This window comes from Frondihabitans sp. OV104, from assembly GCF_057787745.1.
Window position 1 is genome coordinate 2219715 of the sequence record NZ_CM173541.1, and the last position, 20279, is coordinate 2239993.

The 20279-nt window shown below is 71.9% G+C and carries 21 protein-coding genes; 12 read left to right on the forward strand and 9 right to left on the reverse strand.

The window, feature by feature from the left end; genetic code table 11:
- Window positions 1-64 precede the first annotated feature (64 nt).
- The gene (locus AC3CBB_RS10510) at window positions 65-2146 is read left to right on the forward strand and encodes an MMPL family transporter (RefSeq protein WP_488624529.1); all 2082 of its coding nucleotides are present in this window, start codon (window positions 65-67) and stop codon (window positions 2144-2146) included.
- A gap of 128 nt (window positions 2147-2274) precedes the next feature.
- Here the strand turns inward: AC3CBB_RS10510 and AC3CBB_RS10515 are convergent, their stop codons facing one another.
- Entirely contained in the window at window positions 2275-2691 is a 417-nt protein-coding gene (locus AC3CBB_RS10515) for a DNA glycosylase AlkZ-like family protein (protein WP_488624530.1), read from the reverse strand.
- A 139-nt stretch (window positions 2692-2830) separates the two neighbouring features.
- Between AC3CBB_RS10515 and AC3CBB_RS10520 the strand changes: the two genes are divergently transcribed.
- Window positions 2831-2968, forward strand: coding sequence for a hypothetical protein (locus AC3CBB_RS10520; RefSeq protein WP_488624531.1), 138 nt, complete (start codon window positions 2831-2833; stop codon window positions 2966-2968).
- 92 nt (window positions 2969-3060) lie between these two features.
- Complete coding sequence (locus AC3CBB_RS10525) at window positions 3061-4506, forward strand: hypothetical protein (protein ID WP_488624532.1); 1446 nt, start codon at window positions 3061-3063, stop codon at window positions 4504-4506.
- 99 nt (window positions 4507-4605) lie between these two features.
- Here the strand turns inward: AC3CBB_RS10525 and AC3CBB_RS10530 are convergent, their stop codons facing one another.
- The gene (locus tag AC3CBB_RS10530) at window positions 4606-4872 is read right to left on the reverse strand and encodes a hypothetical protein (RefSeq protein WP_123505276.1); all 267 of its coding nucleotides are present in this window, start codon (window positions 4870-4872) and stop codon (window positions 4606-4608) included.
- Window positions 4873-5014: 142 nt separating this feature from the next.
- Between AC3CBB_RS10530 and AC3CBB_RS10535 the strand changes: the two genes are divergently transcribed.
- A complete protein-coding gene (locus tag AC3CBB_RS10535) occupies window positions 5015-5296 on the forward strand; it encodes an acylphosphatase (protein WP_123505277.1) in 282 nt (93 codons plus the stop codon).
- 18 nt (window positions 5297-5314) lie between these two features.
- On the opposite strand, the gene AC3CBB_RS10540 is transcribed toward AC3CBB_RS10535, so the two are convergent.
- The gene (locus AC3CBB_RS10540; protein WP_123505278.1) at window positions 5315-6274 is read right to left on the reverse strand and encodes an amidohydrolase family protein; all 960 of its coding nucleotides are present in this window, start codon (window positions 6272-6274) and stop codon (window positions 5315-5317) included.
- Window positions 6275-6327: 53 nt separating this feature from the next.
- Between AC3CBB_RS10540 and AC3CBB_RS10545 the strand changes: the two genes are divergently transcribed.
- Entirely contained in the window at window positions 6328-6924 is a 597-nt protein-coding gene (locus AC3CBB_RS10545; RefSeq protein ID WP_123505279.1) for a DNA-3-methyladenine glycosylase I, read from the forward strand.
- A gap of 127 nt (window positions 6925-7051) precedes the next feature.
- On the forward strand, window positions 7052-8953 hold the full coding sequence (locus AC3CBB_RS10550) for an APC family permease (RefSeq protein WP_488626739.1): 1902 nt from the start codon (window positions 7052-7054) through the stop codon (window positions 8951-8953).
- A 72-nt stretch (window positions 8954-9025) separates the two neighbouring features.
- Here AC3CBB_RS10550 and AC3CBB_RS10555 read toward each other — a convergent pair whose 3' ends face one another.
- Together AC3CBB_RS10555 and AC3CBB_RS10560 are read right to left on the reverse strand one after the other, a co-directional pair.
- Window positions 9026-9637, reverse strand: a complete 612-nt coding sequence (locus tag AC3CBB_RS10555; protein ID WP_488624533.1) for an RBBP9/YdeN family alpha/beta hydrolase — start codon at window positions 9635-9637, stop codon at window positions 9026-9028.
- A gap of 2 nt (window positions 9638-9639) precedes the next feature.
- Window positions 9640-10353 carry an SDR family oxidoreductase gene (locus AC3CBB_RS10560; protein ID WP_488624534.1) on the reverse strand — a complete coding sequence of 238 codons (714 nt, stop codon included), beginning with the start codon at window positions 10351-10353 and terminating at the stop codon, window positions 9640-9642.
- Window positions 10354-10464: 111 nt separating this feature from the next.
- On the opposite strand from AC3CBB_RS10560, the gene AC3CBB_RS10565 reads away from it, so the two are divergent.
- Window positions 10465-11271 carry a nucleotidyltransferase domain-containing protein gene (locus AC3CBB_RS10565; protein ID WP_488624535.1) on the forward strand — a complete coding sequence of 269 codons (807 nt, stop codon included), beginning with the start codon at window positions 10465-10467 and terminating at the stop codon, window positions 11269-11271.
- A 22-nt stretch (window positions 11272-11293) separates the two neighbouring features.
- Here AC3CBB_RS10565 and AC3CBB_RS10570 read toward each other — a convergent pair whose 3' ends face one another.
- Window positions 11294-12661 carry a glucose-6-phosphate dehydrogenase gene (locus tag AC3CBB_RS10570; RefSeq protein ID WP_488624536.1) on the reverse strand — a complete coding sequence of 456 codons (1368 nt, stop codon included), beginning with the start codon at window positions 12659-12661 and terminating at the stop codon, window positions 11294-11296.
- A 49-nt stretch (window positions 12662-12710) separates the two neighbouring features.
- Window positions 12711-14372, reverse strand: coding sequence for a S53 family peptidase (locus AC3CBB_RS10575; protein WP_488624537.1), 1662 nt, complete (start codon window positions 14370-14372; stop codon window positions 12711-12713).
- A gap of 320 nt (window positions 14373-14692) precedes the next feature.
- Between AC3CBB_RS10575 and AC3CBB_RS10580 the strand changes: the two genes are divergently transcribed.
- Both AC3CBB_RS10580 and AC3CBB_RS10585 read left to right on the forward strand, forming a co-directional pair.
- Window positions 14693-14896, forward strand: a complete 204-nt coding sequence (locus tag AC3CBB_RS10580; protein ID WP_488624538.1) for a hypothetical protein — start codon at window positions 14693-14695, stop codon at window positions 14894-14896.
- Between the two features lie 15 nt (window positions 14897-14911).
- Complete coding sequence (locus AC3CBB_RS10585; RefSeq protein ID WP_488624539.1) at window positions 14912-15493, forward strand: hypothetical protein; 582 nt, start codon at window positions 14912-14914, stop codon at window positions 15491-15493.
- A gap of 37 nt (window positions 15494-15530) precedes the next feature.
- Here AC3CBB_RS10585 and AC3CBB_RS10590 read toward each other — a convergent pair whose 3' ends face one another.
- On the reverse strand, window positions 15531-17150 hold the full coding sequence (locus tag AC3CBB_RS10590) for a YrzE family protein (RefSeq protein WP_488624540.1): 1620 nt from the start codon (window positions 17148-17150) through the stop codon (window positions 15531-15533).
- Window positions 17151-17354: 204 nt separating this feature from the next.
- On the opposite strand from AC3CBB_RS10590, the gene AC3CBB_RS10595 reads away from it, so the two are divergent.
- Genes AC3CBB_RS10595 through AC3CBB_RS10605 form a run of 3 tightly spaced genes read left to right on the forward strand, consistent with a single transcriptional unit; the run spans window position 17355 to window position 19145 of the window.
- Entirely contained in the window at window positions 17355-18212 is an 858-nt protein-coding gene (locus AC3CBB_RS10595) for an HpcH/HpaI aldolase/citrate lyase family protein (protein WP_488624541.1), read from the forward strand.
- A 37-nt stretch (window positions 18213-18249) separates the two neighbouring features.
- The gene (locus AC3CBB_RS10600; protein WP_488624542.1) at window positions 18250-18525 is read left to right on the forward strand and encodes a hypothetical protein; all 276 of its coding nucleotides are present in this window, start codon (window positions 18250-18252) and stop codon (window positions 18523-18525) included.
- Between the two features lie 5 nt (window positions 18526-18530).
- Window positions 18531-19145, forward strand: a complete 615-nt coding sequence (locus tag AC3CBB_RS10605) for a hypothetical protein (RefSeq protein WP_488624543.1) — start codon at window positions 18531-18533, stop codon at window positions 19143-19145.
- Here the strand turns inward: AC3CBB_RS10605 and AC3CBB_RS10610 are convergent.
- The gene (locus AC3CBB_RS10610; protein WP_488624544.1) at window positions 19142-20173 is read right to left on the reverse strand and encodes an alpha/beta fold hydrolase; all 1032 of its coding nucleotides are present in this window, start codon (window positions 20171-20173) and stop codon (window positions 19142-19144) included. The genes AC3CBB_RS10605 and AC3CBB_RS10610 overlap by 4 nt on opposite strands.
- Between the last annotated feature and the right edge of the window lie 106 nt (window positions 20174-20279).

Genomic DNA, 20279 nt, shown 5'->3' on the forward strand with positions numbered 1-20279 from the left:
CAGAATCTACCGGAACGGAGTAGAACTCTTAGCATCTAGACTTCTCAGTGACTAAGACATCGATTTGCTGAAGGATCTCATCATTCGCCGTTTCTCCGCCGCCTTCCGCTCCCGCCGCAGCTCCTGGCTCGTCCTGGGGCTGACCGCCATCGCCGTCGCCCTGCTCTTCGCCTTCCTGCCGAAGCCGGCCTCCGACTCGTACCCGCCGTCGGGCCTGCCCGCCAGCGCCGAGTCGGCGAAGGTGTCGGCCCTGCTCGCGGCGTTCCCCTCCGCCGACACGACCGTCGGAATCGTGGTCTACGACCGCGGCGGCGACGATCTGACCGCTGCCGACCGCACCGCGATCAACGAGCGCGCCACCGCCCTCGCGACGCTCTCGACCACACCCGAGGCCGTCCGCCCGCAGTTCAGCGACGACGGCTCGGCAGCCCTGGTCGCGGTGCCCGTCTCGTCGTCCGACGACGTCGGCACGACCGCGGCCGACCTCCGCACCGCGGCCGCCAAGTCGCTCCCGTCCGGCCTGACGGCTCAGCTCACCGGCCCGGTGGGGTTCCAGGACGACGTCAGCAACTCGTTCGCCGGCGCCGACTTCCGGCTGCTGCTCGTGACGGTGCTGGTGGTCGCCGCCCTCCTGATCATCACCTACCGCAGCCCGGTGCTCTGGATCGTGCCGCTCGCCGTCGTCGGCACTGCCGACGGGCTCGCCGGGGTGGTCGTCAAGGCCCTCGCCGAGCCGCTCGGCCTCACCGTCGACGCCTCGATCTCGGGCATCCTGTCGGTCCTCGTCTTCGGGGCGGGCACCAACTACGCCCTTCTGCTCGTCGCCCGGTACCGCGAGGAGCTCACGCGCACCCCCGACCGCTTCGCCGCCATGCGCACTGCCGTGACGAGCGCGGGGCCGGCCATCGCCGCCAGCGGCGGGACGGTGGCGCTCAGCCTCCTGACCCTGCTGCTCGCCGCCCTGTCGACCAACCGCGCTCTCGGCTTCGCCTGCGCCGTCGGCGTGGTCGTCGCGATGGTGTTCGCCCTCGTCGCCCTCCCCGCGGCCCTGGTGATCTGCGGACGTCGCCTGTTCTGGCCGTTCATCCCTCGCGTCGCCGACACGACTCCCGAGACGGGCGATACTCCGCGCGGATTCTGGGCCGGTCTCGGCACCCGCGTCTCGCATCGACCCGTCGTCGTCTCCGTCGTGGCCGTCGTCGGCCTCGGGGTCCTGGCGCTCGGACTGTCGGGATACGCCGTCGGCCTCTCGCAGACGGCGCAGCTGCTCGGCGACCCGGCCAGCGTGACAGCGCAGAAGGTCATCGACCGCTCGTTCTCGGCGGGCCTGACCAGCCGCACGACCGTCCTCGCTCCGACCTCGGTCGCCGATGACGCCACGGAGCTGGCGAAGGGCACGACCGGCGTCTCGAGCGCGACGGCGGGCGACGCCCACGCGGGACGCACCGAGATCAGCGTCTCGCTCACGGCCGAGCCCGAGAGCGACGCCGCGTTCCGCACCATCGAGCGGCTGCGCGACGGCTATGCCGACGGCGACGGCTCTCTGGCGCAGACTCTCGTCGGCGGGACCGACGCGACCGCCCTCGACACCCAGAACGCCGCGAACCACGACCAGGACCTCGTCATCCCGATCATCCTGGCCATCGTCTTCGTGGTGCTGCTCCTGCTCCTGCGGTCGCTCGTCGCGCCGATCCTCCTGATCGCGAGCGTCCTGGCCACGTTCTTCGCCAGCCTCGGCGCCTCGACGTTCCTGTTCACGCACGTCTTCGGCTTCGACGCGCTCGACTCGTCGGTGACGCTGTTCGCATTCCTCTTCCTGGTGGCGCTCGGCGTCGACTACAACATCTTCCTGACGACGCGGGCGCGCGAGGAGTCCGCCCTGCACGGCACCCGCCCCGGGATGATCCGCGCCCTCTCGTCGACCGGGGCCGTGATCACGAGCGCCGGCGTGCTGCTGGCCGCCGTCTTCGCCGTGCTCGGAGTGCTGCCGGTCGTCGCCCTGACCCAGGTCGGGATCATCGTCTGCATCGGCGTGCTGCTCGACACCCTCGTGGTGCGGACCGTGCTCGTGCCCGCGCTCGTCTTCGTCACCGGCAACGCGTTCTGGTGGCCGTCGCGGCCGCACCACGGGGCGCACATGCGCTGAGAGGCGGACGGACGCCGATCGACGTCAGGCGGCGCCGACCGACAGGTCGAGCTCTCGCCCGAGGTACCGGGCGTAGTCGGCCGCCCGCCGCTCGACCCCGGCCACGACCCGGGCGAAGCGCTCCGGCCTCAACGAGGCCGTGCGATCGGCGTACCCGAGCAGGAACTCGTCGAACGCCCCGAGCAGCCGCACGTCGCCGCGACGAACCGGCGACGCCGTGCCACCCGGGGGCTCGAGGTCGCCGTCGTCGACGGCCACGCCGCCGAGCGAGGCCGCCCGAGCAGCTCGGTGAGCCAGCGCAGGTCGTCGCGGGCGGCGAACATGAGGGTGCCGCGCATCGGCCAGGAGCGCACGATGGCGCCCGAGTCGAGGGCCGCATCGACGTCGGCGAGCGAACCGGTCGAGCGGAGCGCCAGGGCCCATTTGACCGCATGGAGATCCTGCGCCTGGAGGGCCAGCAAGCCCGACGCCGCCTCGGGGACGCTCGAGAATCCGCGCCCGGCGACACCCTGAGCGCGCAGGCGGCGTCGAGCGACCTCGGTCATGGCCACAGCTTGTCACTGGCCGCCGACCGGGCGCGCGGCCGTGAACCTGCCAATCCGCCTGCCCCGGGTCAGAACGCGCTGCAAGCGCCGTAGCCTCGGGGGCCACGGAACCGCACAGGTTCTGAACGGAGGCACCACCATGGCCGACAAATCCGCCCGCAAGGACACCGCGAAACCCGCCGCCCGCTCCCTCAAGGAGAAGCGCCTCGACAAGAAGGAGAAGGCGGCCAAGACCTCGTTCAACGAGGACGTCGTCTCGAAGGTCAAGAAGAGGTAGCGGCAACGGGGTACAGCCCCGGGTGACAGATGTGGCGGGTGTGATTTAAGCTCACCCCACAGAGTCACTGTTGCCAGGGGAAGGCGCACGCCATGATCACCGTCTCGTCCATTCGTTCTCGCGTCGGGGCCGTGATCGTCGCTGCCGCCGCGGTCGGGGCGCTCGCCCTCGTGAGCGCCGCCCCGGCCAGCGCGGCCGAGGCCGGCGCGTGGGGCACCTTCGCCGTGGCCGGCTCCAGCAAGGCGTACACCGGCACGATGTCTCTGCCGGGCGGCTTCCCCGAGACCGCCTTCACGAGCACGTCGAGCGCGGCCACGACCCCGAGCGGCGTGTCCACGTGGCAGGCGAACGTGACCCCGGTGGGCGAGGTCTACGGCACCAGCCGCGGCAAGCCGTACCTGAACCAGCGACCTAACGCAAACAACGCCGCGTCACCCGCGGTCACCACCTACACGTTCGCGACTCCGACCCCCGCCTCGGGCTGGTCGTTCGTCGTCGGGGACATCGACGCCGATGCCGCGACCATCACCGCGACCGATGTGAACGGCGACGCCGTCCCGGTCGACGCGCTCGGGTTCCAGGGCGCCTACAACTACTGCGACCGCGCGGGCGGCCCCTCGTGCGACGCCTCCAAGGCCCACGACCTCCCGACCTGGGACCCGGCTAGGGCCACGCTCACCGGAAACGCCACGGCCACCGACACCGAGGGCGCCTCGGGCTGGTTCAGCCCGTCCGTGCCCCTCGAGACCCTGACGATCACCTACCAGTGGCGCTCGGGCTTCCCCGTCTACCAGACCTGGTTCGCCACGAAGACGTTCGCTGCGTCCGGCGCCGTCCGCGTGAACGGTGCCGCCTACGGCGGCGCGAAGCTGACGATCCGCGACGCCTCCGGCACGGCGGTCGCGACGACCACGACGGCGGGCGACGGCACCTGGAGCGTGCCCGGCCTGGTCTCGACGAGCGGATACACGGTCTCCGTGGCCACTCCCCCGCAGGCAGCGGCCGCCGATCCGATCACATTCGACACGCTCGACGCCGACACCCCCGGCCTGGACTTCGACTTCACGATCCCGCCGGTCGAGGTCACCGCCACCATCGTCACGCCCAGCGGAGAGCCTGCGGCCGACACCCCGATCGTGATCACCCGCGACGGCGACGACGCGCCGACCGCCACCACGACGACCGACGCCGACGGCGGATTCACGGCCGAGCTGCTGCCCGGCCAGCCGTACACGATCGTCGTCGACGGGGCTGACGACCAGCCGATCGAGTTCACGACGCCCACGACATCGGGCGCCCTCGCGACACCGCTGGCCCAGCCCGCGGCGCCTGCTCCGCCGGCCCCGCCCGCGCCTCCGGTCTCAGGCTCTCCGGCCCCTTCTCCCACCCCGGTCATCGCGGGTGCCGCAGACGACCCGGCTGAACTGGCCATGACCGGCTCGGCCCCGGAGCTGCCGTTCGCCGCCGGCGGGCTGCTGCTCGCCGCGGGCGTGGCCCTGATGGTCGCCGCGAGGGTCCGGACGCGACGCCGCCCGTAGGCCGCGCGACGGAGATCCTCGCCGCCGGCCTCCCCCGACGCCGATCGGCGGGGCTGGGGTAGAGGATCTCCGTCGTCGCGAACGCCGAAGGGTGCGAGCTCAGTCGACGTACGACCCGGCGCCGCGAGCGCCGAGCGCATCGACCGACACGAACGTGCCGTCGGCGCGGCCGACCGCAGGAGCACCGGTGAAGGTGCCGGCGGGGCGTGCCGCGTACTCCGCGTCGACCACGACGTACGTGCCGGCGGGGTAGGCCGCGCGGGGCGAGGCCATGGTGCGAGCCGGACGAGCGGCGCGAGCCGCCTTGGCCGGACGGGTGCGGACCGAAGCGGTGCGCGGGAGACGGATGGAAGCGGTGTCGGACATGGTGCGACTCCTTCATTCGAAGGTCGGGGCCGCTCCGTCGCGGCCCCCGTGTGTCAAGGTGCTCGTCGAGCACCCACTGGCGGTGAGCTTACGCGGCACGCATCGGAGGACGCTCCGTGCTCCGCGTGGGTAGGGTGCAGGCGTGACCGACCTCATCCGCCGCCGCCTGCTGGTCGACGGCGTCGTCCAGGGCGTCGGATTCCGCTACTGGACCGAGCACGAGGCGAACCGCATCGGGGTGGCGGGGTTCGTGCGCAACCGCGAGGACGGCCGCGTCGAGATCGAGGCGGAGGGTACGCCCGACCGGGTGGCCGAGCTGCTCGCGTGGGTTCGGGACGGCGGGCCGGCCGCCGCACGCGTCGACGGCGTGGAGGTGGGCGACGTGCCGGTACGGGGCGAGGGCGGGTTCACGACGGCCCGCTAGTTCCTGCGCCCGGGGCACCTACGAGGGCGGGCCGGCGAGGAGCGCGCGCGGGTTCTGCGAGAAGACGGCGTGGTTGAAGCGGCGGCCGAGCTCGGGGTCGCGGGGCTGGCGGAACGGCCGGTCGGAGCCGTGCACGAGCGGAGCGACGCCGACGATGCGCGCCATCGCGTCGATCGCGCGCTCGTCGTAGGCGCTGGTCTCGTAGAAGACGTTGGGATCGCTCTTCGGCACGCGTCCGCCCCGTGCCGAGGCTGCGGCGTGCGCCAGCGGCGCGAGCCCGGCTAGCGCGATGAACGCCACGCGCAGGGCGGGGTGCCGGTCGCGGCCGCCGTCGGCCCAGGTGTTCCAGGCGGTCTTGAGCTGCTCGGCCCGCGGCAGGGTGTCGCTTGTGGCGACACCGTGGTTCGGGGCCGCGACGACGTGGCGCGGGTGGAAGAGCACGGGCTTGCCTGCGCGCTCGACGATCGAGAAGACCGGCTCGAGGCGCTCGAGATCGGCCGCCGACGCCAGGCTGGTCGCGGGCACCTGCAGCCCGACGACCCGGTCGTGGGCGAGGATCGCGGCGACGCCGTCGAGGTCGAACTCGTTCATCGGGGTGGCCGCCCAGACGCGGAACGGCTCGCCGAGCTCGAGCGCCGACCGGTGCCAGACGGCGATGAGCTCGCGGGCGTCGTCGAACGGGAGCTCCTCGACGCGGAGGTTGCCCGGCAGCGACAGAAGCACGTCGCCCTTGCCCTCGGCCAGCTCGCGGAAGCGGCGGCTCTCGACGTCGTGCGCCGTCGGGTTCACCGAGTAGGGCGACTCGCCCTCAGTCAGCAGGGTCCAGTCGTCGACGATGCGCGGCAGAGCCGAGCGCGAGCGGAGAGCGTCGAGGAACTCGACCGGCAGCAGGTGCTGGTGCAGGTCGACCCGCGTCGACGCAGGCCTTACAGCACTCGTGAGAGGCGCAGTCGTCTCGGGGACACTCGCCAGACGCATTGCCCCAGAATACCGGGCGCAGGAACGTCGGAGGCCCCTCCTAGGCTTGGAGTATGCCCCCGGAACCCCTCGTCGTCGGCCCCGACGGCCTCTCCCGCCCGATCTGGGCCTCGACCGACCCCGTGCTCCAGGCCTACTACGACACCGAGTGGGGCATGCCCGTGCGCGACGAGCGCGGCCTGTTCGAGCGGCTGAGCCTCGAGGCGTTCCAGTCGGGCCTCTCGTGGGCGACGATCCTGAAGAAGCGCGAGAACTTCCGTGCGGCGTTCCGCGACTTCGACCCCGAGGTCGTCGCGGCCTTCGACGACGACGACCGCGCACGGCTGATGGCCGACGCCGGCATCGTGCGCAACCGGCTCAAGGTCGACGCCACCATCGACAACGCCCGGGCCGTGATCGCGCTTCGCGACGAGGGCGGGCTCGTCGACCTCGTGTGGTCGTTCCGTCCCGAGGTCACGCCCGAGCCCCTGACCCTCGCCGACATCCCGACGACGTCGCCCGAGTCGGTCGCCCTGTCGAAGGCCCTCAAGAAGAAGGGCTTCCGCTTCGTCGGCCCGACCACGATGTTCGCGCTGATGGAGGCGACGGGCATCGTCGACACCCACCTGCTGGGCAGCCACCGACGCGGAACCTCGGGCGTCTGGGCCTAGCCTCCCCTCCGGATTCACTTTCGGCGAGTAGAACTGCACCGTGACCACCACCGACCGAACCGGTCAGACAGACGCCCTCGAGCAGGGTCAGATCAAGGCCCTGCGCAGGAACTCCCTCCGGGCCTGGATGCTCGACGGCCTGAGCGACCGCTCCGGGGTGCACCCCGGCCCCCACGCCGAGGCACCCGAGAAGACCCACTCGTGGTGGCGCGTCATGTGCCTCACCGGCGTCGACTACTTCTCGACGCTGGGCTACCAGCCGGCGATCGCGGCCGTCGCCGCGGGCCTGCTGTCGCCGTTCGCGACCATCGTGCTCGTTCTTCTGACCCTGCTCGGCGCGCTCCCCGTCTACCGCCGGGTCGCCCGCGAGAGCTTCAAGGGCTCCGGCTCGATCGCGATGCTCGAACGGCTGCTGCCGTGGTGGGGCGGCAAGCTGTTCGTGCTGATCCTGCTCGGCTTCGCGGCCACCGACTTCATGATCACGGTCACCCTGTCGGCGGCCGACGCGACGGCCCATGCGATCGAGAACCCGTACGCGCCCGGCTGGTTCCACGGGGCGCAGGTACCGCTCACGCTCTTCCTGATCGCGCTGCTCGCCGTCGTCTTCCTCCGCGGCTTCAAGGAGGCGATCGGCATCGCGGTCGTGCTGGTCGGCCTCTACCTGGTGCTGAACGCCGTCGTCATCGTCGTCGCCTTCGTGCACGTCGGCGAGAACACGCAGGTGATCGGGAACTGGTGGCAGGCGCTCACCACCCAGCACTCCAATCCGCTCGCGATCGTCGGGATCTCGCTGCTGGTGTTCCCCAAGCTCGCACTGGGTCTCTCCGGCTTCGAGACCGGCGTCGCCGTCATGCCTCAGATCACCGGCGACACGGACGACACCCCCGAGCGTCCGCTCGGCCGCATCCGCGGCGCCAAGCGCCTGCTGGCCACGGCCGCGATCGTCATGAGCTGCTTCCTGATCACGTCGAGCATCGCGACCACGCTGCTGATCCCGCAGAAGGAGTTCCAGGCGGGCGGACAGGCCAACGGGCGGGCGCTGGCCTACCTCGCCCACCAGTTCCTGGGCAATGGATTCGGCACGGTCTACGACATCTCGACCATCACGATCCTCTGGTTCGCCGGCGCCTCGGCCCTGGCCGGCCTCCTCAACCTGGTTCCGCGCTACCTGCCCCGCTACGGCATGGCCCCGCACTGGGCCGCCGCGGTCCGCCCGCTCGTGCTGGTCTTCACCGCCATCGCCTTCATCATCACTCTCGCCTTCGACGCGAACGTCGACGCTCAGGGCGGCGCCTACGCGACCGGAGTGCTCGTGCTCATCACGTCGGCCTCGGTCGCCGTCTTCCTGTCGGCCCTGCACAAGCGCCAGCAGAAGCGCACCATCGGCTTCGGTGTCGCAGTCGCCGTCTTCGGCTACACGACGGTGCTGAACGTGATCGAGCGCCCCGAGGGCGTGCGCATCGCGGCCCTCTTCATCGCCGGGATCGTCGTCGTGTCGATCCTGTCGCGCGTGCGCCGTTCGTTCCAGCTCCGGGCCACCTCGGTCTCGCTCGACGCCGCCGCCCTGGCATTCGTGCAGGAGGACGCCGACGAGTACGGAGCCGTCCGCATCGTGTCGAACGAGCCCGACGACGGCTCACGGCTCGAGTACAAGACCAAGCTCGCCGACGAGCGCAAGGCCAGCGGCATTCCCATGCGGTCGCCGATCATGTTCCTCGAGGTCTACCCCGACGACTCCTCCAACTTCGAGGAGGACCTCGAGGTGTGCGGGTACTCGGTGCACGGGTACCGCGTGCTGAAGGTCCGCAGCGGCAACGTGCCGAACACGATCGCGACGATCCTGCTCGAGATCCGCGATGTGACGGGCGTCGTGCCCGACATCTACTTCGAGTGGACGGAAGGCAGCCCGATCTCGAACATGCTGCGCTTCTTGGTGACCGGCGTCGGCGAGGTGGCGCCCGTGACCCGCGAGGTGCTGCGGCGCGCGGAGAAGGAGCGCTCTCGTCGCCCCGACGTGCACGTGAGCTGAATGCTCGATCTAGCGGTGGTGAGGGGTCGCTGGTTGCTCTCGCCGGGGTCTGGCTGAGCAACCAGCGACTCCTCAGCCGGGTGAGTGCGAGGGATGGAAGGCGGGCAGGCCGAGGCACCAGTCGAGCATCGCCGGCCACTCGCCGTAGCCGGAGGTCGGCGTGATGTGACCTGCGCCCGGAACCTCGACCACAGGGGCCGCCACATGCGGGGCGATCCCGGCCGCGCCGTGCGGCGCGAACTCGTCGCCGCCGCCGATCACGACGAGCGCCTCGTCGGCGCGGAGGTCGAGCGGCTCGCCCGTCGGTCGCCAGGCGAACGCCGCCACCGCGGGGATCGCGAGCATGACGTCGGCCTCGGGCGGCGAGACCACCGCCACGCGAGCCACCCGGGGCACCTCTAAGCCGTCCGCATCCGCTCGCGAACAGGCCCGGAGCCACATCACCGCTGAGGCGCTGTGGGCGACGACCGTGACCGGCCCCTCGGTGAGCGTCGCCAGGTTCGCGAGCGCGACCTCGAGCCAGGCGGCTTCGTCGGGGGCGTCGGGATCCGGCAGCTGCGGGTAGCGGACGTCGTGTCCGCGGACTGTGAGCTCTTCCGCGAGATACCGCTGCCAGTGCCCGGGCGGCCGATGGTTCTCATAGCCGTGGAGGATCAGGAAGCTCGAGGGCGTCGGGACGTCCATCGTCAGCCGAGCGCCAGGGGGCGGACGGAGACGACCTCCGCGACGGCCCGCGGCGGCAGGTCGACGACCATGCGGACGGCATCCGCGATGTCGCCCGCCCCGAGGTACTTGTCGGCCTGGTAGGCGTTGCCCCTGGAGTCCTGGATCTCGCGCTGCATGTCGGTGTCGACCTGCCCGGGGTGGACCGAGCTCACGCGGACGCCGTGGGCGCGCTCCTCCTGTCGGAGGGCGTCGGCGAAGGCCCGGACGGCGAACTTGCTGGCGGCGTAGACGCCGCCGTCGCCCCGAGAGGTGAATCCCGCACCCGAGTTGATGACGATGACGGTGCCCCGTGCCGCACGGAGGGCGGGGAGGGCGACACGCGTGATCTCGGCGACGGCCACGACGTTCACCTCGAGCACTCGGCGCCACTCGTCGCGCGACGTGGCCTCGACGGTCGACCCGCCGATGACACCGGCCGAGTGCACCAGCACGTCGAGCGTCGTGAGCGAACCGTCAGGCCCGGCGGCCAGGAATCCGTCGAGCGCACCGTCGCCGGTCAGCTCGGCCGCCCAGGTCGTGGCCGACGGCAGCTCGGCGGCCAGGGCGTCGAGAGCCCCCTGATCGCGGCCCTGCACGATGACGTGGTGGGTGCGGCCGAGGTCGACGGCGATGGCGCGCCCGATTCCGCGCGAGGCACCGGTAACGAGGGCGATGGGGCGGGGCGTCGTGGTCATGGCTCCATTCTGGCGGGCCGGGAGGGGCGGCGGCCGGGAGTTCCTGCCATCTGAAGGCAACTCGGCGCCACCCGTCGCGTGTCGAGGACCCGCCTCCGGTAGCGTGCACGGATGCGCAGCGTGCCCGATTCCCTCGACCCCGACGTCGTCTCCGAGATCGACTCCCGACTCGACGCGGTCATCGCCGACCACGACGTCGTCGTGCCCTGGGCCATCGAGAGCGGCAGCCGGGCGTGGGGCTTCCCCTCACCCGACAGCGACTACGACTGCCGGTTCTTCTTCGTGCGCGGTCGCGACCGCTACCTGTCGCTCTGGCCCGAGCGCGACGTGATCGAGACGCCGCTCGACGAGATCTTCGACGTGAACGGCTGGGACCTCGCCAAGGCCGTGCGGCTCCTGGCCCGCGGAAACGCGGTGGTCGTCGAATGGCTGAGGTCGCCGATCGTGTACCGGGGCGACGAGTGGTTCCGGGAGGAGTTCCTGCACCTGGCCTCCGAGGTGGCCGACCGCGCGCTGACCGGGCGCCACTACCTGCACACCGGCATCAAGCACTGGCCCGACACCGACGCCCCGATGAAGCTGAAGCGCATCTTCTACTCGCTCCGCGCCGCGACGACCCTGCGGTGGCTCGTGTCGAACCCCGACTCGGCTGTGGCGCCGATGGACCTCTCGACCCTGCTCGCCGAGAGCGACCCGCCCGCCGACGTGCTGGCCGAGACCGCCGAGCTGCTCGAGAAGAAGCGCACGACGCGGGAACTCGGGGTCGGCCGCCCACCCGGAGCCGTCGCCGCTTTCATCACCGGCGAGTTCGAGCGCGCCACCGAGCTGTACGAGACCGCCGAGCTGGTGCCGTCGGTCGTCAAGCAGACGGCCTCCGACGCATTCTTCCGCCGCGTGCTCGAGCGCTACCAGGGCTGACGCGGCTCCGGCGCGGCGCCGCTCAGCGCCAGCTCTTCGGCCCGTCGGTGCCCGCCGGGTACTCGTCGAGCGGCACCTTCCCGGCGCGCCAGGCCTTGAGCACCGGCTCGACGATCCGCCAGCCCTCGACCGCCGCGTCGCCACGCACCGACAGGGCCGCGTCGCCGTCGAGGATCCCCTGCAGCACCTCGCCGTAGGCCGGCAGGTCGCCCTCGCCGAAGTCGACCTCGAGGCTGGCACGGTCGATCGTGTAGGGGTCGCCGGGCCCGTTGACGTTCAGCTCGAGGCTCATCGTGTCGGGCGAGATCGCGATGCGGAGGCGATCGGCGGTGGTGCGGGTGTGGAACTCCGGCGGCACGTGCGTCGGCGCCTTGAACGTGATCATGATCTCGCGCCGGTGAGTCAGGAGGGCCTTGCCCGAGCGCAGCAGGATCGGCACGCCGGCCCACCGCATGTTGCGCACCTCGACGGTCATCTCGGCGAGCGTCTCCGTCCCGAGATCGGGGTCGACCCCGGGCTCCTTCTTGTAAGCGGGCAGCTTGCGCCCCTCGATCGTGCCCGTGCCGTACCGCGCTCGGCGGCTGGTGGTCGCGTCGTCGTTCCACAGGTGCGTGGCCCGGAGCACGAGCTGCTTCTGGTCGCGCACGTCGGCCGCCCCGAGAGTGGCGGGCGCCTCCATCACGAGGACGGCCATCACCTGCAGCAGGTGGCTCTGGATCATGTCGACGAGCGCCCCGGCGTGGTCGTAGTAGCGCGCGCGGTTCTCGAGGCCGAGCTGCTCGTCGTAGACGATCTCGATGCTCTCGACATCGCGGCTCGACAGCATTGGCTCGATCAGGCGGTTCGCGAACCGGAGTCCCAGCAGGTTCAGCACCGTCGACCGGCCGAGGAAGTGATCGACCCGGTGGATCCGGTTCTCGGGCACGATCTTCAGCAGCTGCGCGTTCAGCTTCTTCGCCGACCGCTCGTCGGTGCCGAACGGCTTCTCGAGCGCGAGCGACGTGCCCTCGGGCACCCCCATCTTCTGGAGCGCCGCGCAGGCCTTCTCGGTGATCGCCGGCGGCAGGGCGAAGTAGATCGCGGGCGGTGAGGCGCAGGAACTCAGCAGCCCCGCCAGCCCCTCCTCCGAAGTGACATCCGCCTTGATGTACGTCGTCGAGCGCAGCGCCGCCTGCACGGCGGCCCCCTTCGCCCCCTCGCTCGCGAAGGAGTCGGCGACCCGCTGCTTCCACTCCTCGGGGCTGAGGTCTTCGACGCCCGAGCCGATCAGCTGCACGCGGCGGTCGCGGTCGTGCGTCAGGAGCGTCCCGAGGCCGGGCATGAGGAGCCGTGCAGCGAGGTCGCCCGAGGCGCCGAGGATGAGGAGGGTCGAGGTCTTCGAGGGGGCCATGCCTCGGATGCTAGACGTGCAGGACGACCGGCGCCCGGGGAGACCCGGCTCAGCCGCGGAGTGCCGCGAGTAGCGCCTCGCCGTTCGGCGACCCGAGGCCGGTGCAGGCGTCCCACCCCGGACCGGCCGAGAAGCTGCCGTTGTCGCCCTCGGTCACGTCGCGGAACGCGGAGGCCGCTGCGTACAGCTTCGGCTGGGCGAGCCCGAGCGGTGCCCCGAGCGCCTGCGTGAGCCTCGCGGCCAGCGCCGCCCACAGCGGAGCCACGGCGCTGGTGCCGCCGATGACCGAGCGCGTGCCGTCGACCAGCACCTCGTAGCCCGTGGCCGGGTCGGCGTTGCCCGAGACGTCGGGGACGCCGCGGCCGCCGCCGGGCTGGGTCGACGCGGGCACGCCGCTCGACGACTGGTAGCCGGGCCGCGCGAAGGCACGGCTGACCCCGCCGCCGGTGGCGCCGCGGCCGGCGCCGTTGTTCCAGACGGTCTCGGCGGCGATGGCGCCGCCGGTCGCTCTCACGCTCGTGCCCCCGCACGCGAGCACGTTCGGGCTCGACGCGGGGAAGTCGACGTGGTCGGCGCCGTCGGTCTGCCCGTCGCTCGAGCCGTTGTCGCCCGCCGCAGCCGTGACCGTGACTCCGAGCGCGGCCGCATCGACGAGGGCGTCGTCGAACGACGAGCGCGCCTGTGCGGTCCAGCGGTCTTCGCTCTGACCCCAGCTGATGCTGATCGCCGCCGGAGTCGGCGTCGCGTGCGCCGCCGTCGCGACAGCGTCGACGAAGCCGTCATCGGTGTTGGGCGCGAAGTAGACGACTATCGCGGCCTCGGGCGCCAGCGCGCCGACCACCTCGATGTCGAGCAGCACCTCGCCGTCGGCGCCCGACGGGTCAGCGCCCGGCGCGTTGGAGCCGCCGTCGACGCCGACCGCAGTCACGGACGGCGTCGCGATGCCCAGCCCGCCGAAGTACGCGTCGAGATCGGCCTGCCCGAAGCCGCCGCCGAGCTCGACGATGGCGATGGTCTGGCCCTCGCCGTCGGTGCCCGCCGGGAACGCGTAGAGCTCGCCGAGCTCGACGGGCGTGAAGGAGGCGGCCCCCGCCGTCGCGGGGGCTACCCGAAACTGGGCGCGCGCCTGGGGGCGGTCGTCCAGCCCGAGGACGGCGGTGACGACGCCGTCGAGGGCGCTCGGAACGCTGAGTGTTCCGGTGCGGTGCCGGTGGACGGCGCGAGGCGAGGCGCTGTCGGGCCCGGCGTCGTCCGTGACCGGCGCGTCACCTCCGACCGGCGCGTCACCTCCGACCGGGCCGTCACCCGCGACCGGGCCATCACCTGCGACCGGCGCCTCGCTCGCGACCTCGTCGAGCGAGGTGCCGAAGACGGCCGACATCACCCGCACGCTCCCCGAGACCCGGACCCGTCGGCTCGCCGCGTCGACGGCGATGACCGTGACGCCGAGCGACTCGAGGGTGCTTCGCAGCAGGTCGACGTCGGCCGGGGCGGCGCCGTGGTCGCGCAGGTACGCGTCTCGATCGACGGCGCCGGCCTCGACGACAGCGGGATCGACGGGGTTGGCCCGCCGCAGGATGAGCGTGGCCTCGACGAGCGCCGAGTCGTCGAGGGTCGCGGCCGCCGGCTGGACGCCGGGCGCGGGGGCGCGCTCGCTGCCGGGCAGGGTGACGAGGTCGAGGTGGGCGAGTGGATCGGTCGCGTCGGTCATGGGTCCGGTGTACTCCGAGCCACCGACATGGCAGCCGGGATGGACGAGAGGACTCCGGACGCACGTGTGCCCCCGGCACGAAGCCGAGGGCACACGGAGGTCGAAGGGAATGCTCGGCGCGGCCGCCACTCGGATCAGGAGAAGGACGAACGCACCGTCCCCATCGACGCTGGGCGCCCGGTAACCAGCCGAGTCGCTTGCACACCATAGCGAACTCCTCGGGGCCACGGGTGTCTTTTGTCTCGGAATGCCTCCCGATCTGGGGTGAGCCGCCTCGATCCCGGTGCTTCCCGCAGGCGACACCTGGGACAATGGTCGGCGTGACCGTCCTGATCGTCTCGCTCCTCGTCGCCTGCATCGTGCTCCTCATCGTGGTGCAGACCGTCGCGCGCCACCGCCGTCTGCAGAAGCGGGCCGACGCCGGTCAGGCGAGCCTTCCCGCCACCACGTGGATCGTGTTCGGGGCTTCGGCGGCCTTCCTGATCTTCGCCGTGTTCGTGCTGCCTGCGATCCTGCGGGCCTGACGTGGGGGGCTCAGCGTGACGGCGGCCACCCCGCTCTGGCGCGACCTGACGGTCGGGCTGTCGCTGCCCGATGCGGCCTTCGGCGCCGCGATCGACATCGACGGCCTCCTGGTCGAGCCCGATCTCCACTACACCGCGACGGCCGAGTCGAGCCGCCTTCTCCTGATGCCGCGCGCGGGGACCTTCACGAGGCTCCTGCTCGAGTGGGAGACGCTTCCTGAGATCGGGATCTTCTCGGCCACGTCGTTCCCCGCCGACGCATTCGACTCCGCCGAGCTGGCCCGGCTCGAGACCTGGATGCGCGACGCGGCCTTCCTGCTGCACTCGCACCGCGATCTGATCCGCGGGTCGGCCGAGCGCGCCGTCGCCGACGCGGCCAACGGCCGCGACACGAGCCTGCCGCGGACGACGACGCCGAGCTCGCACGTCGTGTCCGTGCATGTGGGCACACGGGTCGGCGAGCCGTTCGAGACGGGCGACGCCGCTCAGACGTACGACCAGCACATCTTCCGCGAGCTGCTGTTCGACGACCTGTGGCAGGCGCACGTGCACCTGCTGGCGGGCCTCGACGCACCCGCCAGCATCACGTACCTCTAGTCCGTAGTCCTGTCCGTCTGACCCAGCCCTGCGGGCGTCAGACCTCTTCGATGCCGAACCGGTCGACCCGGCGGTGGAACACGGTTCCGGTCAGGCCGCCCAGCAGGGCGCCGCCGATCGACAGCACGATGATGAGACCTTCGACGATCAGTGCCGGCACGGTGATGAAGTCGTCGATGGTCAGCGGCCCGAGCTGGTCGCGGTAGTCGGCGATCATCGAGTTCTGGCTGCCGATCACGACGGCCACGACCGAGAAGATGATGGCGAGGAACACGCCCCACAGCCACACCGCGAAGCCCTGCTTGATACCCGAGAACCGGGCCATCCGCGCTGCGACGAAACCGCCGACGAAGTACGAGATCAGCATCACGAACAGCGCTATTCCGAGCGCGACGATCTGCAGCGTCTGGACGCTCAGGGTCGTGCCCGACGACGAGATCGTGTCGACGCTTCCGTCGAGGAGCGGCTTCTGCACGAAGCCCGAGGCCTGCGCGATGCCGCCGGCGATCCCGCCGAGCAGGACTGCCAGGCCCGTCGCGGCGAGCCATCCGAAGAACGCGGCGCCGAAGTTGAAGCCCGAGAACTCCTGCTTCTGCCGGAACACCATCTCGCCGTGGAACGCGCGCCGCTGCGCGAGCTCCTCGGGGGTGAAGTCGTCGTCCGAGGCGATCCCGTCGGCGAACCCGAGGCTCTCGGCCGGCGAGGTGCCGAGGCTCGAGATCGGCGTGGTGCTGGTCACGGCCGGAACCGTCTGGGTCGGCGGCGCGTACGGCGTCGGCGTCGTCACCGGCGCGGGAGCGGCGCCCTCCGACGGCGAGACGGGCGCAGGCGGCGGGGTCCACGACGAGGCGCGGGCGCCGTTCGGCGCCGTGATGCGCGTGTCGTCGAGGTCGTCGTTCGCATCGGCGCCTGCGGGGGTGGATGCCGATGATGCGAGCGCAGGAACTCCGGCCTCCCCCGAGCGGGCCGCCTCGGCGGCCCGGAGCGCGCTGTCGTCGTGCAGCGCGCCGGTGGCCGAGGCTGCGGCGGGAGCCGCCGACGTCGGCTGCGCGAGCGGCGGCACGCTCGGCGCCGCGGGAGCGGCGTCCGGCTCAGGCGTCGAGGTGGGCTCGCGGGTCGAGGTGGGCTCGGGCGTCGAGGTGGGCTCGGGCGTCGAGGCTCGCTCGGCTGCGGCAGGCTCCGGCGACGAGCCGGGCGCGGAGCCGACGGCGATGGGCTCGGAAACGGCCTCGTCGGCGGAACGGGCGGGCTCGTCGACGGGCTGCTCAGGGGTGCGCACGGGCTCGTCGACCGGCTGCTCGGCAGCGTGCACCGGTTCATCCACCGGCTGCTCGGACGCGGGCTGCCCGCCGGCGGGCTCCGACTGGCTCGGACCGACGGGCTCGGACTCCGCCTCGGCTGCCGACTGCTCGGCGGCGGGCCGCTCCGTCTCGGCGGAGGCCTCCGGGGCGCGGGTGGCGGTCCACGCGGGGGCGGGCGCGGCGAAGGACGTGTCGTCGGGGTCGGCGCTACGTTCCTGCGCGAGGGCACCGTCCTGCGCGAGGGCACCGTCCTGCGCGGAGGCATCGTCCTGCGAAGGGGCACCGCCCTGCGCTGTTCTGCTCTGCTCTTCGGCCTCGCCGTGCGGGGCGCCGGCCGGCGTGTTCGGATCCGTCATGATCGCTCCTCGTGATCGGTCTCCGGGGACGCTACCCCGCCCCGCGCCGCCCGCCGCTCTCCCCCGCCGCCTGCCGCCGAACCCGCGCCGGCGCCGTCCCGGGCCGCCCCCGGCCCTTTCCCGCGCGCCCGCGTCACGAACCGGCCGATGCCGCCGCCGCCCGCTAGCGTGGGGGCACCGATCGACGACGAACGACGAGGCACCATGACCGACACCACTTCGCAGCCCGCGACGGGCCGCTCGCGCCCCGACCCCGAGATCGCCCGCTCCTGGCTGCTCGTGCCGGGAACGCGGCCGGAGTCGTTCGATTCCGCCGGCTCGTCGCGCGCCGACCAGATCGTGCTCGACATCGAGGACGCCGTCGACCCGAAGCGCAAGCCGGCCGCCCGCGACGACGTGGTCGCCTGGCTGTCGAACGGCGGTCGAGCCTGGGTGCGGATCAACGACCGGTCGAGCGACTTCTGGTCGGACGACGTCGACGCCCTCGTCGGGCTCCCCGGCCTGCAGGGCGTGATGCTCGCCAAGACCGAGGCCGGCGAGCACGTCACCGAGACCTTCGACCGCCTGCACGGCGTCACACCGGTGCTGGCGCTGGTCGAGTCGGCCCTCGGCATCGAGCTCTCGCCGAGCATCGCCAGCGCGCGCGGCGCGTTCCGCCTGGCGTTCGGCTCGGGCGACTACCGCCGTGACACCGGCACCAGCGCCGACGACATGGCCATGGCCTACCCGCGCTCCCGCCTCGTCGTGGCCTCGCGCATCGGCAACCTGCCCGGCCCCATCGACGGCCCCACGGTCGGCTCGAGCCACGGCGTGCTCCGCGAGCAGTCGACCATCGCGGTCAACCTCGGCCTGACGGGCAAGCTGTGCCTCGACGTCGACCAGCTCCCGGTCATCAACGAGGTGATCTCGCCGACGCCGTCCGACACGGCGTGGGCCCGCGACTTCCTCGCCGACTTCGAGGGCCGGGGCCGGATCATCCGCGACGGCAGCGACCTGCCCCGCCTCGGCCGTGCCCAGAAGATCGACCGGCTCGCGCGCGCATTCGGAGTGCAGCCGAACTAGGCGCCCCAGCGAGCCCCGCAGGTGGCACGCTTGACCCATGACCTCCCGCCCCCGCCGCAGCGTCACCCGCATGACGCTCGATGAGGCCGAGCGCATCGTCGCCCTCGACCGCGACGGCACGCTCGACCGGAGCGAGTCGGCCGTCGACAAGGTCGTCTACGAGGCGCACCGGGTCATGCAGCGTGCGGCGATCTGGGGTTCTGGCCCGGGCCACCCGTCGCGCCGCCGCTTCGCCTTCCTGTTCGTCGGAGTGGCCGTCTTCTTCGCGGCGTGGATCGCCGGACTCCTCGTCCCGCTCGTCGTGGGGAGCTGATCGGAGTGGCATCGGCCCGCCCGCGGTACCGCCTCGAGTTCCTGCTCGTGATCCTCGCGGTGGTCGGCATCGTCGCCGCCATCGGCGTCACGCACGACCGGGCCACTTCGACGCAGCTGTCGCACGGGGCCGCGAGCTCGCCGCCGTGGCCGGCCCCGACGGGTGATCGCCAGCAGGAACTCAGCGCCGCCGCCGACCTGCAGAACGTCTACGGCGCGAAGCTGGCCGAGCACGTCCACACGCACCTCACGATCACCGTCGACGGCGTGCCCCTGGCCGTCGCCGCGCAGATCGGGCTCGACGAGAGCCACGGCTACGCGACGTCGCTCCACACGCACGACACGTCGGGCATCATCCACGTCGAGTCGCCCGAGCGCCGCGACTTCACCCTCGGTCAGTTCTTCACCGAGTGGGACGTCCGGCTTGACGCCCGCCACATCGGCTCCGAGGGCGGCGACATCGGCGAGATCCTGACGGTGTTCGTCGACGGCCATCGGCGGGCCGGCGATCCCTCGTCGATCGTGCTGCGGAACCTCGACGACATCGACCTCGTCATCCACGCGGCAGGAACCCGCGCGCAGCCCGCTCCGGCCTTCGACTGGCCGGGCAACTACCGCTAGGCGGGCTCCCCCGCCCCGGCGGCGTCCTTCGCGCCGCCCTCTGCCTCGTGCTCGCCCTCGGCGCGAGCGTGCGCGCGCTGCATCGCCTCGCCGTGCTCCGTCTTGCCCTCGGCGATCAGATCGTCGTCGCCGGTCACCATGCCGATCGACTCGCGCACCCGGCCTCGGACCGACGCGACCACGTCGGCGGCCGAGGGGTCGAACATCTCGCCGGCCTCGCCTTCGCCCTCGTGACGGAACACCCTGAGCACGCCGCCCTCGTCGTACTCGATGGGCTGCTCGGCGTGCTCCACGCACAGCTTCGCGACCTCCTCGGCGTGGGCGTACATGACCGAGTGGGCGGCCCCGGGGATCTCCCACAGACGCGACGACGGCAGGAGCTCGCCGACCCGGCGCACCCAGTCGCTCGGAGCGACCGCGTCGAACTCGCCGCGGATCACTAGCGTGTCGGCCTTCACGTGCGGGAGCGCGCGCTCCATCGGGAATGTCATCATCTTCGGCAGGATCCGCGAGAACCACTTCACGCCGCAGAACAGGTAGGCCGAGAACGCGAGCGCCTTCACGCGGCCGGGCTCGTGGACAGCGGCCTGGGCGAATCGGAGGCCCTGCTTGAGGAGGACGCGCTCAGCCGGGTTGATGACCGGCCCGATCAGGACGACGGTCGAGATCTCAGGACGCCTCGCGACGAGATCGGTCACCACCTGCGTGCCCATGGAGTGGCCCACGATCACCGGATCGACGAGCTCGAGCTCGTCGATGACCTTTCCGACGAGGTCGGCGTACTGGCGGATCGTCATGGCGTCTTCCGGGTGCGGAACGCCCGCGAAGCCCGGAAGGTCGACCGCGTAGACAGGGCCGAACTCATTCAGGTTCGGGGCGAGCCTCTCGAAGTAGTTGCTCGCGACGCCGATACCCGGGACCAGCACGAACGGCCGGACCCCCTTGTCGCCGATCGACGACACGCGCACGTAGACGTCGCCGGCTTGGACGCGCGTGACGCTGACGGTGGTGTCGGATCCCTTGACCATCGGGCCAGTCTGCCAGCGCCTGGAAGAAAGTTTCAGTCGGGGCTTGCTTAACGAACTATCACGATATATCTTTGAGCTATCGCCCGGCAGGAACGCCCGGCGGTCC